Source organism: Romboutsia lituseburensis DSM 797 (genome assembly GCF_900103615.1).
Taxonomy (GTDB): Bacteria; Bacillota; Clostridia; order Peptostreptococcales; family Peptostreptococcaceae; genus Romboutsia_F; species Romboutsia_F lituseburensis.
The window spans coordinates 309,472-325,411 of record NZ_FNGW01000005.1; the positions used below are offsets into that span (position 1 = coordinate 309,472).

9 protein-coding genes and 1 riboswitch are annotated in these 15,940 nt (G+C 27.8%); all 9 genes read right to left on the reverse strand.

Features of this window, described 5'->3' with window-relative positions; all coding sequences use genetic code 11:
• Positions 1-121 precede the first annotated feature (121 nt).
• Entirely contained in the window at positions 122-1,642 is a 1,521-nt protein-coding gene (locus BLP75_RS12000; protein ID WP_092726385.1) for a cell wall-binding repeat-containing protein, read from the reverse strand.
• Between the two features lie 36 nt (positions 1,643-1,678).
• A complete protein-coding gene (locus BLP75_RS12005) occupies positions 1,679-7,432 on the reverse strand; it encodes a M60 family metallopeptidase (protein WP_092726387.1) in 5,754 nt (1,917 codons plus the stop codon).
• Between the two features lie 103 nt (positions 7,433-7,535).
• Positions 7,536-7,618, reverse strand: a riboswitch (cyclic di-GMP riboswitch).
• A gap of 167 nt (positions 7,619-7,785) precedes the next feature.
• Positions 7,786-9,045 carry a sensor histidine kinase gene (locus tag BLP75_RS12010; protein WP_092726389.1) on the reverse strand — a complete coding sequence of 420 codons (1,260 nt, stop codon included), beginning with the start codon at positions 9,043-9,045 and terminating at the stop codon, positions 7,786-7,788.
• A 443-nt stretch (positions 9,046-9,488) separates the two neighbouring features.
• The gene (locus BLP75_RS12015; protein WP_170139185.1) at positions 9,489-10,295 is read right to left on the reverse strand and encodes a CAP domain-containing protein; all 807 of its coding nucleotides are present in this window, start codon (positions 10,293-10,295) and stop codon (positions 9,489-9,491) included.
• A 180-nt stretch (positions 10,296-10,475) separates the two neighbouring features.
• A complete protein-coding gene (locus BLP75_RS12020; protein WP_092726391.1) occupies positions 10,476-11,834 on the reverse strand; it encodes an alanine/glycine:cation symporter family protein in 1,359 nt (452 codons plus the stop codon).
• Positions 11,835-12,024: 190 nt separating this feature from the next.
• A complete protein-coding gene (locus BLP75_RS12025; RefSeq protein WP_092726392.1) occupies positions 12,025-12,630 on the reverse strand; it encodes a DedA family protein in 606 nt (201 codons plus the stop codon).
• A 42-nt stretch (positions 12,631-12,672) separates the two neighbouring features.
• On the reverse strand, positions 12,673-13,767 hold the full coding sequence (locus BLP75_RS18410) for an HAD-IB family hydrolase (protein WP_242872425.1): 1,095 nt from the start codon (positions 13,765-13,767) through the stop codon (positions 12,673-12,675).
• A 21-nt stretch (positions 13,768-13,788) separates the two neighbouring features.
• Positions 13,789-14,673, reverse strand: coding sequence for a decaprenyl-phosphate phosphoribosyltransferase (locus BLP75_RS12040; RefSeq protein ID WP_092726394.1), 885 nt, complete (start codon positions 14,671-14,673; stop codon positions 13,789-13,791).
• Between the two features lie 34 nt (positions 14,674-14,707).
• A complete protein-coding gene (locus tag BLP75_RS12045) occupies positions 14,708-15,931 on the reverse strand; it encodes a DUF6080 domain-containing protein (RefSeq protein ID WP_092726396.1) in 1,224 nt (407 codons plus the stop codon).
• Positions 15,932-15,940: the final 9 nt, after the last annotated feature.

Below are 15,940 nucleotides of genomic sequence, written 5' to 3' on the forward strand. Positions count from 1 at the left end.
CTCTATATATTATACGTACTGTTTTAAAGGTGTTTTATAATTTTTAGTAATTTTTTTATTTATTTAAAGTGAAAAATAAAAAAAGAGATAGATATAATCCTTTATATCCATCTCTTTTTTACTATTTATTCAGTAGATTTTTTAATTTATTTATTGCTGAGGACTCTATCCCTCCTCCAATTTCATATATCTTTGTTGATTTTTTCTTAACTAGTATCTCTTCTTGAGACTTACTTATATCTTTAGTAGCAAGTACTACTGGCATATCCTTTTTAGCTGCTAATGGACCAACTGATAATGCATCTACTAAATCATAATCTTTTGCTAATACAACACCTTCTAATTGAGTATTTCCATAGAATTTTTCTAATACTTTTGCATTTGTATCTTGTCTACTATCTCCTGATATTCTATTGTTTGATATATCTTTAGATGTAATAGCATCTATTTGATTTATAGCTTTATCTGATACTTTTTGCTTTCCACCTATTATATATCCATCTGCTACATTTTGAGATTTTATATATTCATAAGTTTTTTGATCTAAACCATCTTGTTCCGTAAGTATTATCGGAGCTTTTTCTTTACCTGCTACTGGCGATATTGATAATGAATCAGCTTCTCCATATCCTGCTCCAACATATATTTTAGTTATATTATTTGTCTTATCTATTTCTTTTGCTATATTTAAAGATGTTTCATATCTAGTTTGACCTCCAATTCTTTGTACTACTATATTGGAATTTATGCTTTTTATATTGTTTATAACTTTATTTGGCATTGCACTTTCTCCACCTATAGCTATTACTTTAGAAGGATTTAATCTTTTTATTTCATCTACTGTTTGCTTTGGTAATTCATTATTATTTGATAGTAGTATTGGAGCATTTTTTATACTAGCTAAAGGTGTTGCCGCTAACCCATCTACTAATTTTTTGTTATCTCCATTTACTATTATTACTGTGTCTGATTTTTGCCATCCATCTCTAGATATTTTTACTGCTGTTTCATATCTATTTTCTCCTCTTAAAGTTGTCAATTGAACTTGTGGTTTTTCAGGTGTTGGATTTGTTGATCCACCACCTGTAGATCCTCCTCCTGTCGGTGGATTTGGATTTTCTGGCTTAATTTCACCTTCACCTATTGTTATTTCCTTAATACCTACTTCATCTAAATTATCATCACTTATTTCTTCAAAAATATCTGTAACTAATGTAATAGAGTTTTTCCCACCGACTACATTATCTACAATTGTGTATTTATTTCCAACGCTACCTTCTACAAATATCTCACCTATATTTATAATTGAATTCTTAACTAAATTAGAATCTGAAGTAACAAATATATCTATTGTGTTGTTAATTTTATTATATTTAACATTTGTAGTTGCACTGTTTTTTATATCACTTGAAAAATCTATTTTACTAAACTTAACATTGCCCTCTATTTTCAAACTTAACTGAAACGAATTCACTATTGAATTTACCGACTCTATTGATATTTTTACACTTTTTCCATTTGTTCCAGCTACACAGTTTAGTTGCATATCTTGCTTTTCACTTGCATATGAAATAACACTTGGTATTGCTGCCACTACTGATGTAATCGCTACTGTTTTTATTAAATTCTTTGTCCTATACATTTTCTTTACCTCTTACTCAAATTTTTATTATTTCAATTATCTATTTTTTAATACGGCTGCTGTTTTTTGGTTATTTATATGCACTGCATGTACTTTTTGTTTTTTTATCCTTGTTTCGCTACTTAACGTTATGTTAGGTAGATTTTCATAAGCTAGTTCTCCATTTTCACCTTTTGGTATATCTACATAAAGAGTGTCACTTACTAGTCTTTGTCCTACCGGAACTAATATGTCATTTCCATTTTCATCTTTAGACGGCTTAGCTTCATTATATCTATAAAGTTCACTTTTAACTTTTGATGTAAGCTTATCAAATTCCCCCTCTGGCAACCAATATATCCACTTACCATCTGAAACTTCTCCTAATTTTCCATTATCAGGTATATCTGCAAGTAATACGACATTTCCACTTATAGTTTTATTATTTTCATCTACTAATAAAGGTACATTAAATGCCGGGTCTCCTTTGTATTCTCCAATTATAATTATAGACCCTTCTGGTATTACTTTTTCTCCATCTGCTTGTACAACATAGTCATGAGCCAACTTACCAATTCCATTTGTACGTTGTTGATTGTTTTTATCAACTGCACCAATTTCGATATTATCACCAGTTGGACCGATTAAGTTAAGGTCTGCTATTGATATATTTGTAGCTCCTTTTGCAACCAACTTCACATATTTAGCATCATATGCCCAAAGCTTATCCCCACTTCCATCTACTTTATCATTGAACATAACTCTTGCTACATTCTCTGCATCTTTATTTCCTCCAAGTGTTTCTTGTCCAAATTTAAAGTTTCCTTGAGCTGCTTTTGTCCAGTTTTTATTATCATTACTTACATATATTTCATATCTATCAATTGAATTATATACTGTTTCTGATGATTTATTTTTACTAAACAATCCATTTAAAGAGAATTTTTTAACAACATCTTGAGGCTTAGTGTATTTTAATCCAACTATATTTTTAGATTCATTCATATCAACTACTACATATGGATCTTCTGATATATTTATATCCGGATCCTTATGATTATCTTTATCATACTCAACTTTAGTCATTTTTTTTCCTTTATATATAGTAGAATCATCATTATCTTTTATATTATTTATAGCTTGATGTTGAATAGGACCATGTGAATTATTTTCATCATGTTTGTCCTCATCTGATATTGTATTTGTTTTAAATGAATACTTGTCAGTGTTTAAAGTTCCATCGTGAGATAATTTAATCGCCCCTAACTCAAATTCATTAGTAGGATTTAAATTGTAATCATAAGCTATAATTTTATAATCTAAAACTCTATTATTAATAGGTGCTATACTATCTTCAAATACAGCACTTCCATCACTTCCTGCTTCTACAAATCTTACTGGTCTATACTTAACCTTAGTCAAGTTATCCGATGAATCATGATAATTCCCATCACTTCTTACTATTTCATATCCTAGGATTTTTTCATGACCTTTATTTACATTTAAATTTATCTTTATGCTATTTCCATTTACCACGCTATTCGGTTGTATACCATCATCAAAGTTTGCTACAACTTCTGTTCCTTCTTCCATTGTTATTAAACTTTGGTTATTGGTTTCATTAGCTTCTAATCTTTTTCTTCTAGCATTATCATTTAAGTATTGTATTTTTTTAGTTTCTTTGTCTTCTGGATTTGGGAACTTTTGTTGTAAGTATATACGTGTACTTTCATCTGCTAATAATCCCCATGATGCAAAGAATCCTCTTAAATCTTTGCCTGCTGCATCTGATGCTCTTCTTATTAATAACTGATCTTTATCATTTGTTTCAGCATTAGTATCTCTGTATGCTCTATTCATTTTTGCAAAGTAAGAGTCATTGCTTGAATCAGCGTCATTATTGTTTTTTAACATTTCATATGTATAGTTATTTTCATATGCTAAATGTAATTGCCAAAACATTCCTAGTCTAACAAACACATCTTGAGATACTCCAACACTTCCCGAAGTAACCTTATCATAAATATTTTCATATCCATTTTCTTCTAATCTTGATGAATCTTTATCATCAAATGTTTGAGCTATAAGAGCTAATATATTATTAGTTGTTTCACTGTATGTTCTTTTGGCTATATCTGCTTTATGTCCTATTTCATGGCCTATTCCCCATCCAAATAACTGAGCTTCATCTGCATTTGTTATTTTCCCATTTTCATCAAACTTATAAGGGACTCCACCTAGCATTTCTCCTGATGACCCATATTCTATCCCAACATGGTGACCCGAAGCATACATAAATGCACCTATGAACATTCTTTGATATTTAATGTTTACACGATTTTTAGGTGCTCTATTTTTGTTATAATAATCTTCGTCTTTATTATCTATGACTCCATCATTATTTAAATCCCCTGCAACATATTCATTTTCATAGACACCTTTTTTTGCATTTGTTATTTGAATCATTTGCTCCCAAGCCAATACATTATTGTACATTCTATCTACTTGAGCTTCTATATCGCCTTCGACTCCTTTACTTATACCTTTGTAAACTTGTATAGCTGGTAATGTTAAAGTAAATCTATCCCCCTCTATATTTGTAGAGTTTAACACAGATGTTTTTTCATCATATGTATAGATATTATTATTCATATCATCTTCTGATACAGTACTTGGATACATAGTTGGTAGTTTATCTACATGATTTTTTAGATAAAGTATGTAATCTCGTATTTTATCTTTTACAACTTTAACCTTTTCATCTGAGTTATTTCCAGAATTATTAGCTAGGTAATTTACATCTTCTAACAAGTTATTTAAATTTAAATGTGGAATTTCTTCAGCTCCACTTACACGGATTTTTATCTTAGTGTTAAAATCTCCACTATACGGGAATTTAACATATAAGTTTCCACCCTTTTCTACATTTAAATCCTGTAATTTATCTATTTGTATTGTATTTTTACCAGGTCTAAGTACTATCTTTTCTTTACTTAAAAATGCTCCACTTTCTCCATAATGTTGTTCATAAGCTAAATGAATTTCTCTATTTGGCTCATTTGTAGCTAGATATATATTTATTGTATCGCCCGCTTTTACACTATAGCCTAGCGATTGCCAATCATTTGAATATCCTATATTAGTTCCTGCATTATTTATATTAGGATCTATTTCTATTACTTTTTCAGATATGTTTTTATCTTGTAATATATCCTCCGCTATTTTTAATTCTTTTAATAATGTATCTTTCTTAGGATGATACTCATCAGTATTAAGGTCTTTTATGTTTAATCTATTTTTTAATTCATCTATTTCTTGTTGAGTAACAGGTGTTGAAGTTCTCAATTCTATTTGTAAATCATCCTTAAATAAATTTTTTATATCTTTTTCTATACCATCGTAATTGTAGAACTTTAACTCAGATATACTTAGCTTATTTCCACCATATACTGAAGGATTTATTTGTATTTTTTTACCTGTTATAGGTTCATCCAATTTTAATAATGTATATCTACCATTATTGTTTAAATTTTGAACTGTAGCTTGTTTATATTCCCACTTTTCAGTTTCTTCATTATATATACCTATATTAGCCATATAAGGTGACGCGCCTAAGTTATCTAATCTACTTATTAATGCTACCGTATCTATCGTATATTCTTTATCGAATGTAATTATTGGTCCACGCTTACTATACTGCCCTGCATCCCAATCATCTATTGTCCATGCAGTGCTATAGTCATTGTCTACTACACTATCTTCATCAAATATATCTATATGGCCATTATCAGCAGATTTAGGGAATTCAACTTTTTCTATATGTTTAGTTAATTCGTTAACTCCATTTGGTAGATTTATAAGATTATAATTTGGAGAATTAGGCACTTGTATAGATGAAGTTGCACCTATATATCCCTTAGACAATCCACTTGTACCTAAATGGTTCGTAGCTGTCATCTTTACTTCATAAGTTTTTCCATCTTCTAATTCACCAATAGTATAATTAGTAGCATTTTTTATAGGGTCTTTGTTAGCTTTAATATATTCACTTCTCATTCCTTGTTGTCTGTAATAAACATCAAAACTTTGTGCTGAATTGTGTTTTTTCCAATTTACTTCAAGAGATTTATATCTACCTTTTATACTTATTCCTTCTGGTGGTTCAGGCTTAGTTTCAGGTACTACCATTATTTCAACTATACCATCTGGGCTAAATTGAGTTGGAACATACTGTCCACTTGCTATTGTGTCAGGGTCTATATTTTCAGGTATCCCATCAATATCCTCATCTGTAGCTACTTTATATCCACCTATCCATTCCCCATTTAAAGATTGTATGCTTACTCTATATCTTGCATATGCTTTTATATCTCTTATAGTTAAGTTATTAGTAGTAGTTTTAAATATTCTAGGATTGCCATTTATATTTCCTTTTTCATCTATCTCCTCAAGCTTGATTTCATATCCAGTTACATTATTTTCATGGTTCCAGAATACTTCCATTTTTTCATTTCCAACCGGAGTATATGTTTTTATTTCTTTTATCTGTGGTATATTCATTTCTGGCTTTGGAAGCTCTTTATAAACATTATTTAAAAATTCTACCTTAGCAATTTCAGCTAAATTTCTATCATTTTGAGTAGTCTCCGTTATACTTATAGTTATTTGGCTAACTGCTATTTGTCTTCCTAAATCTATAACTATATCCTGTGAATTTTCTTTGTATCTAGCATTTTTAGCACCTATTTTATCTTGTAAGTTATATGGATACTCCACACCATCTACACTTACGATACCTTTTTTAGGTCCATTATCTCCACCTTTTATAACTATTTGTTCCATAGTTACAGCGTTATTTCTACTTCCACTACCTAAGTCTAGACTTATCATAGCAGGTGTTTCCTCTGATATTTCCTTCCCTACAGGCATACTGACTTGGACTACCCCCTCATCTGTAAGAAGTTCTTTAGGAGAACCTACTATAGATTGTCCTTCTACTGGTACTTTACCTCCTACCATTTGTGTAGTAGTCTCTACCTTAGCAGTATTTAAATCTATTATCGGCGCAGTATCTTCTACAATTGCCTTTCCTTGAATTTTATTCATATTTTTTTTAATGTAAGATAAATCTGTTATAGTAACTTTACCATCTCTATTTAAATCGTATTCTAATTTATTTGAGCTAACGTTTTCTAATACAATGTCGTAATCAACTTGATTTACTTTACCATCTTTATTTATATCTCCAAATAAAATAGCTCCATTTTTTTCTTTTTCTTTTTCTGATATCGTATTACCTAAAAATATCCTTTTTGAATAATCATTTAATACTATATTTTCTACTACAGCATTTTTAAATCCATTTCCGCTTAATACTAAGTTATATGAATCATCTAAATTACACGGTAAGTCTTTAATAGTTACTTTGTAATAATATAGTTTTTGGTTTTTTTCAACTTCTTGATTTCTTGCAAAATTTAATCTCTCTATATCGTATTTATAACTTTTGTTTTGATATTCAAAACTTGATGTTAGGCTTTCACTTCCTAGAGGAATCTCAGCTATCACCGTATTATCTTTCTTTAAATCTAATTTCATATTATTCTGATTTACATCAACATTTTTTATTGGCAAATCAAAATTTATGTATACTTCTAAATCTCCACTTTTAGCTTCTAACGTTTTCTCTATTTGAATTTTTTTATTTATTGAATTTATGTTATCTTGTACTACTGAGTTTGCAAATAATTCAATTGGAACAGATCCAACTATTACGACTGTAGCAATTGTTGATGATAATATTTTTTTCATTTCAAATCTCCTTTTGTTATTTAAATAAATTGTGCTAAGTTTTTGCATAAAAAAACTACTCATTAAGAGTAGCTATAGCTATAGTCAGAATTACTTTTAACTCTTATGCAACTGGCTGGCGTAGTTTTAACCTTAGCCCCTATAGCTTTGCGTCATTAAGTTTCCTTAATTTTGCCTATTTAATTGTAAATAATTTTAATCCAAAAACATTTTATCATATTTCAAAATAATTTAATATATTTTTTACCAAATTTTCTAAATTTTTTATATTTTGTATTTATGTATTGTAATTACATAAAATATAAAAAAGTCTAATGGCTAAATTAATTTTTAATTTTACCATTAGACTTTTTTTATACTCTAAAAATCATTTTAAATTCTGTATAATCATTATTACTTTCAACATTAATCTTACCATTATTGTTTTCAACTATTTCCTTTACTATAGCCAACCCAAATCCATTTTCTTTTTTACCGTTGTCTTTCTTTGTAGTAAATCCTGAATCAAATATCCTATTTATTACGTTTTCATCAATTTTAGGACCATTATTTTTTATACTGATATATAAGTTTCCAAATATCCTATATGTTTTTATAATAATTAGACCCTTTTTATTCATAGCAGTTATTGCATTATTTACTATATTTGATAATATTTTGTGCAACTCATATTCTGAAATTTTTAAATCATTTAATTCAGCTTCTTCTTCTACAATTATATTTACATCTGTTATATTTAATGAATTAACTACATCTGCTATAATAGATTCTTCACTAGATATTATTTTTATATTATCTGATATTTGATTATTTCCATCTATTATACTTTTTAATAAATCTCCTAATCTTTCGTACTGTTCCATTATATATAGTCCATTAATATATGAAATTTGAGAACCATAATCATGTTTTATTTTCTTTAATTCATTATTTTTATCATTTAATGCTACATTTAATCTTTCTATCTCTACTATTTTTTTGTTTATATTTGCAAAATACAAAGCTAGTAATAATATAAATATCATACTACTAATTATTGTTATATTTTTAAACACTACATCATGATTTCCATGAATAGTTAGAGATAAACAAAGCACATAATCAAATGCAAAAGCTACAAAAAATGCAACCTCAAAATAATATTTATATTTCGAAAATAACTTATATAAAGAGTAAAGTTGTTTTGATAAAAATATTATAATAAATTCAACAACTAATGCTGGTAAATAGACACTCATTATTTTTGCAAATTCTTTATTTCCAACGATCACTTCAATGTATGACCAATTTAGATTACTAAACAATATAATGGATACTTGCATTAAAAAGTAAACTATAAAATATGACGTTAATGCTTTTCTATAGTTTTTAAAATATATTAATCCTATTACCATCATATTGGATAAATTCATTATTATTATAGAAAGTGAGGTTCCACCAATGCTATTGGTTAGAAGCTTGATAAGTATAAATATAAGAACAGAACTACTTATAAACTTTATTATGCTATCTTTTCCACTAATAGAATTTTCTTTTTTTAAACAGTAATAAGGAAAGTAGCTTACTAGTATTGACTGTATTATGGTATTAGTTGTATCTATTATTTCTACCATTACTGTCCCCCTCTAATTTTTTCAATTTCATATTAACTACCTCCCCATTTTTATTTTGTTAAATCTAATTAATTAATCTATAAATAATATCCTCAATATCTACATTTTCATTTTTGATTTTAATTATTTTAATATTACTCTTTAATTATACCACTTTCCTACTTCTTCAAAAATCCTTTTTATTTTACATTTTTCGACTTTTTTCGATTTTTATGACATTTTCACTTTAATTCTTTATTTTCTTTGTATTTTTAATTAAAAAACTAACTTATTTAAGTTAGTTTTCTATAAAATCATATAAATATAAAAATAGTTTAATTTTATTTTTTATTTATATATTCAAAAATAATTTCTTGAAATTAATTAATTATTCATTTTTTTACAAAAAACGATAAAAAGCTAGAGTATTACCTCTAGCTTATAAATTTATATTATTATGTAATTTAATTTCCTATAAACATCTGAGTCCAATAGTTTTTATAACCTCTATCTCCTTTATATATACCTATCCCCATTTCGGTAAAGCTCTTATTTAGTATATTTGCTTTATGACCTGGAGAATTCATCCATCCAGTCATAACTGATTCTGGTGTTGTATACCCAGCAGCAATATTTTCTCCTGCTGCCCTATATGTTATGTTAAATTGTTGCATCATATCAAATGGAGATCCATATGTAGGTGAGTTATGAGAAAAATAATTCAAATCATGCATATCTTTTGATTTTATCTTTGCTACATTTGTTAAAGATGAATTTAATTTAAGAGCTTTTAGTCCCACTTTAGCTCTTTCTTTATTTACAAGATCTAAAACCTGAACTTCAAAACTTTTTTTGCTATCTACCCAAACACCACTACTATCTAGTTTATATCCATCAATTACTGTATCATGCGCCATTTGTCCATTTGAATAAAAATAGTACCATATTCCATTATCACTTAGCCATCCTATTTTCATACTTCCATTTTGATTTAGATAGTACCACTTTCCATTATCCTTGAGCCATCCTATTTTCATACTCCCATCTTGTGTTAAATAGTACCATGTACCATTATCTAACAACCACTTATCTTTTACTTTAGCTCCATCTCTGTAATAGTACCATTTCCCATCATATCCTTTTGACCATCCATTAGATATCTTAACCTGCTTTTTTATCGTGTTTTGATTTTCCAGTGCATAACTTGTTGCCTCAGTTCCCCCTATACATATCAAACCAACTAACACTAACCCTATAATTTTTTTATTCATCTTACTCCTCCAGCTGCTAAATAGTTTATATCAATAATATTATTATACGTACAATAAATTTCTTTTTTATAGAGTTTACTTTTATATAATCTTAAATGCTGATATCTATAATGAACATACAAAAAGGAACACCTTTTATATGGTGTTCCTTTTTGTATCTTTAATTGTGTAATTTCATTTTTAACTTATATGTTGTGTTTTTTCATTTTTTTGACTTGCAAAAAATGCATCAGACTCTTCTCTAACTTCTTTTCTAAGTTTTATAACACCTATCATATTAGTTCCTATAACTCCTGCTAATGTAAAATCTAATAATACAACTATATTATCTAGTTTACATAAAGCGCCTACCATTATAAATGCTAAGTATATCACTCTTGCTGCTTTCGATGCTTTTAATCCAAATAAATACTCTGCTTGTTTTTCACCATAGAAGATTACAACTATAAGAGTTGATAAAACAAACATCAGCATACATATAGTTAAAAATCCTCCTCCAAACTTAGCTCCCAATACACTTTGAATCGCCATAGATGGCATAGCTGCTGCTTTATCAGATCCAACAGTAGACCATATTCCTGTAGTTAAAACTAAAAATGCTGTTATAGTACATATCCCAAGAGTATCTACTATAATTTCAAATATTCCCCATAGCCCTTGTCTTGCAGGAAAATCAGTAACTGCTGCTGAATGGGCTATTGTTGATGTACCCATCCCTGCTTCATTTGAATATGCTCCTCTAGCAGCACCAGCTTTTATTGTTGCTGCTATTACAGAACCTGCAAATCCACCAACTGCAGCAGTAGGAGTAAATGCACCTTTAAATATTAACTCAAATGCAACCGGTATATTTTTATAATTAGCCAATATAGCTATAACTGCTATTAAAAAATATGCAATCGCCATAACAGGTACTAATTTTTCTGTAACTTTTGATATTCTCTTTATTCCCCCGTATACAACTAAACCAACTATTGCTATAACTACAATTCCTGTTACAATAGGATTTATGTTTATAGTTGCCGCAGTTTGTACAATCGAAGCTGATTGAGTAGCTATTGATGGTGCAATCTCAATCATTAAGAAAAATGCAAATAATGTTCCAAGTAAAGGCATCTTTGCACCATTTTTAAGATAATACATAGGTCCTCCTACATACTCTCCCTCTTCATTTTTTACCCTATATTTTATACCTAGTATAATTTCAGAATACTTAAGCGCACATCCAAATATAGCTATAAGCCACATCCAAAATATTGCTCCAGGTCCTCCAGTAGCTATAGCTAGGGGTACCCCAACTATATTCGCCGCCCCTATTGTAGAAGCCAATGCAGATGTTGCTGCTTGGAAAGGAGTTATTGTTCCACTCCCACTACTCTTTTTAAAAATTTTTCCAAAAGTTTCTCTTATTATAAATGGGAACTTAGTTATTTGGAAAAATCTCAATGTCACCGACATTATTATTCCCCCACCGACTAGTATAATTAGAATCGGATAAAGCCATAACCAATCGGTTATCTGTTTGAATATATCAAACATAAAAATCCCCCCTTAAACAATTTTTTACCATCTATAATAACCGTAGCATAGGCTTTATGTCATATGTTGTAAAAATAAGTCACATTGCTAAATAATCCTAGATGCTGCTATCTATAATAAACATGCGTAAAAAAGAACACCCTTTATATGGTGTTCCTTTTATGGTTTAATTATATAATTTTATTTTTGTTTACATACTGTGTTTTTTCTTATTTTTTGCCATCTTTAAATAAACAACACCAACTACTAGTCCTAATACAATCATTACTTTAGAATAATTTTTAAGTATTGATGTAATTAAAGTCATATTATCACCAATGATATATCCACCAACTATTAAAGCTGTATTCCATACAAATATTCCTAGACCAGAGTAAATCACAAAATTTAAGATACTCATCTTTGTAACTCCTGCAACTATAGATATGAATGTCCTTGCAAGAGGAACTAATCTAGATAACATTACTGATGCTTTGTTATACTTACTTATCCATCTATACGATGCTTTTATTGATTTTTTAGTTTTAGGATACTTTGTCTTTATAAATCCTAACAATGGCTCCCCCAACTTAAATCCTAAATAATAATTTATTACAGATCCTATTAAACCTCCTAAAGTTGATACAATTATCACTATAGGTAAATTCATATTAAATTTTAATGCAAGTATTCCGACTAACGGTAATACTACTTCACTAGGTAGGGGTGCATTTGCATATTCTAATGCTACTATTATAAATATACTTATTAAGCCATAATTTTTTATAAACTCTTCTATTAATAAACTTAGTTCCATGTTGCCTCCTTTATGATTATACAATGTATTTCATACAACAACCTACAGACCTATGCTCGTCGCTTTTTCATTTGTATTTTTTTTACTAAATATTATTACCTTGCTTAGTATATAATTTAATATTATTACTAATATATTTGTAAATACTTTTACTATGAAGTCATTTAATCCAATTAAATCTATCATTAAATACATAAGTACCATTTCCATTATACCTGATACTAATCTACAACTAACAAATGCTGTAAATTCTTTGATTAAAAAACCTAGTTTCATTTCTTTACTTTCAAACACAAGGAATTTATTTGTGACATATGCAAACAAAACAGCAACTATCCATGCTATTGTATTTGATATCATATAGTTTATATCTAATCCTCTAGTTAAAGCCGTATATGTAACTAAATTTACTAATACTGTTAAAGCTCCAAATATTAAATACATAATACTTTCTTTATAATCATTTAATTTTTCTATTATTTTTTTATTTGATAAATCTTCAATTTTAATATAATCTATTTTCGATTTTACGTTTCCATCTTTTTTATTTACTAAGTATGCATTTTTTACAAGAGATAGCATAGGAAGATCACTTTTTGAATCTGAGTAAGCATATGAATTTTCAAAATCTATTACTAAATCTTTTTTAACCAACAGCTCTTGTATCTTTGCTACTTTATCTTTACCCTTGCAGTTATTTCCAACTATTTTATTTTTATATTTTGAATTTGTATATTCTAACTCTGTTCCTATTACTTCATCTGCATAACCATATTTTTTAAAATACTTCATATAGGCAAACGGAGAGGCAGTAATCATTATTATAAACATATTATCTTCTCTTGCTTTTTCTATAATTTGCTCCATGTTAGAGTTAATTTTTTGTTCTAATACATTAGTAAAAAACTGCTCTAGTTCACCCTCTGTATAATTTACTATTGGAGAAAAAACAGCTTCTTTCGCTTTATTTAATGAAACCATTTTTAGCGCATGCAATACTAATATTATTAATACATATGGTAATTTTAAAATTGTTTTTATTGGTTTAGTTTTTAATGAATAAACAAAAAAATCTATCATACTGTCTGTGTTTATAACAGTATAGTCTATATCAAGTAATAATACCTTCTTTTCCATATTAGTTACCCCTTCATTTTTTTAGAATATAATTATTAATAAGCAACTTAATGCCCAAACAAGCACACTGATTTGCAAGCTTGTATCTTTTAATACTACATCAGTTGGATTTCCTTCATCGCTTGTAGTTATTACATAGTTATATCTAAGTATACCGTATACAACAAATATTGTTGTAAATATCATATTAGGGTTACTTTTATTACTTGTTGAATATAATGCATAACAAACTATAGTTGAGCTTAGCACAACTGTCATCATCTGGTTTATTATTTCATCATTGTATTCTTTCAAAATCTTTCTATGTTCACCTGCATTATCCTTTAATGTAGATATTTCTTTTTTTCTTTTTCCTAATCCTAAATATAGAGATAAAAAGAATGTGCATAATATTATCCAATTAGATAATGTTACCCCTATAGCTATGCTACCTGCACAAACGCGAAGTATAAATCCAAATGCTATAGAAAATACATCTAGTAGTACTATGTTTTTTATTTTGAATGAGTACAGTAAGTTATTAAATAAATATATAATTAGTATAAATGCTAAACTTGTTTTTACTGTTAATGATATTGATATTGATGCAACTACTAAGATTGTTAATAATATTATTGCATTTGATTTATTTATTACACCACTAGCTAACGGTCTTTTACACTTTTTAGGGTGTAACTTATCTTTTTCTATATCTACGATATCATTTAAAACATATACTGCAGATGATATTAAACAAAATGATATAAACGCTATAACGGTATTAAATACTGAATTTAAATCTAATATTTTATTTGAAAATATTAGTGCAGCCACTACAAACAAATTTTTAATATATTGTTTCGGCCTCATTAACTTTATATAATCCTTCAGTGAAGGTTTTTGTATTGTTATTATTGTATCGATCATATTTATTTCACCTTATAATTTTCTTTTTCTATTGTTATTTCGGGTATACAGACATTCCAAGTTTTAGTATTTCACCAAACCCTTGCATGTTACTTATTAATATTGTTAGTATCACTATTCCTAAAAATATATTAAATATCTTATTTTGCTTTTCATTTAATCCCTTTGCAAAATATGCAAGCAATACTATGATTGAAAATGTGAAGTGTATTGCCATTATGTTAGCACTCATTAGATTGTATCCTATTATTCCATGTAACATAAAGTTTGATAATAATATACCTAAACATATCTTAGCTGTTTTTTCTTTAAAGTTTTTTACTCCTCCTATTATCGCTAATACTAAAGCTAAGATAATTAATACTAAAAATATTTTATTTACATCTCCATTTTGATTCATTTTGTTGTATGAAATCTCATATCCAGGAAAATAAAATACAGGATAAATTAGTCTTAATATAACCATCTTAAATTTCTCAATTATCGGTGCAACTAATATAAATTGAGTATCTGATTGTACCACACCACTAACTTCAAATATACTATTGTATGATTTAGTTGCTATGATTGCTATATATGATGCTAGTACAAATATACCTGTATGACTTAGAATTTTCTTTAAATTTAGTTTAAATTCTAAAATCAAATTTATAAAATATAAATAGACATTAGTTAATGTTACCCCTAAAAGTGGTATCGCTGCTATATCAATTAAATAAGATTCTTTATTTTTAAGTTTAAATAATAAAAATAAAAAGAATACTAGTGATAACTGAGCATATATAAATCGCTCTATATTTAATGACATAAATACTTGAGGGAACGATACAATCATTATTGTTATAATGATTAATGATGTTGTCTTTTTTATATTTAGTGTCTTTATACAACTATGTATTAATGTTATAGAAGTAGCACTAACTACTATTTGAAGTATTGTCAATCCAATTCCATATGCATATTTATAATCTATATGACCTGCTTTACTTAGTCCATCACTTATTGAATATATTGGATATGCTAATAAAGATACTATTGATGAGAACAATATGTGTTTACTATTGTCTTGTGATATAGCGAATGTGTTCCAATTAAATAGTACTCCTGTGTCAGTATCTAATAATACATTATACGTACCATATGTATCATAGAATATTGTTGTGTTTTTTAAAAATATACTAGCAATTGCTGAGTATAATATTACTACTAAAGAGAATAATATTATACTATCTTTGTGTCTTTTTACTACATCTTTCAAGTTTTTTCC

Bases quoted from the DNA above. Each gene is read 5' to 3' on its own strand.
- BLP75_RS12020 (WP_092726391.1), bottom strand. From the start codon at position 11,834: ATGTTTGATATATTCAAACAGATAACCGATTGGTTATGGCTTTATCCG.
- BLP75_RS12010 (WP_092726389.1), bottom strand. From the start codon at position 9,045: ATGGTAGAAATAATAGATACAACTAATACCATAATACAGTCAATACTA.
- BLP75_RS12005 (WP_092726387.1), bottom strand. From the start codon at position 7,432: ATGAAAAAAATATTATCATCAACAATTGCTACAGTCGTAATAGTTGGA.
- BLP75_RS12040 (WP_092726394.1), bottom strand. From the start codon at position 14,673: ATGATCGATACAATAATAACAATACAAAAACCTTCACTGAAGGATTAT.
- BLP75_RS12025 (WP_092726392.1), bottom strand. From the start codon at position 12,630: ATGGAACTAAGTTTATTAATAGAAGAGTTTATAAAAAATTATGGCTTA.
- BLP75_RS12000 (WP_092726385.1), bottom strand. From the start codon at position 1,642: ATGTATAGGACAAAGAATTTAATAAAAACAGTAGCGATTACATCAGTA.
- BLP75_RS18410 (WP_242872425.1), bottom strand. From the start codon at position 13,767: ATGGAAAAGAAGGTATTATTACTTGATATAGACTATACTGTTATAAAC.
- BLP75_RS12015 (WP_170139185.1), bottom strand. From the start codon at position 10,295: ATGAATAAAAAAATTATAGGGTTAGTGTTAGTTGGTTTGATATGTATA.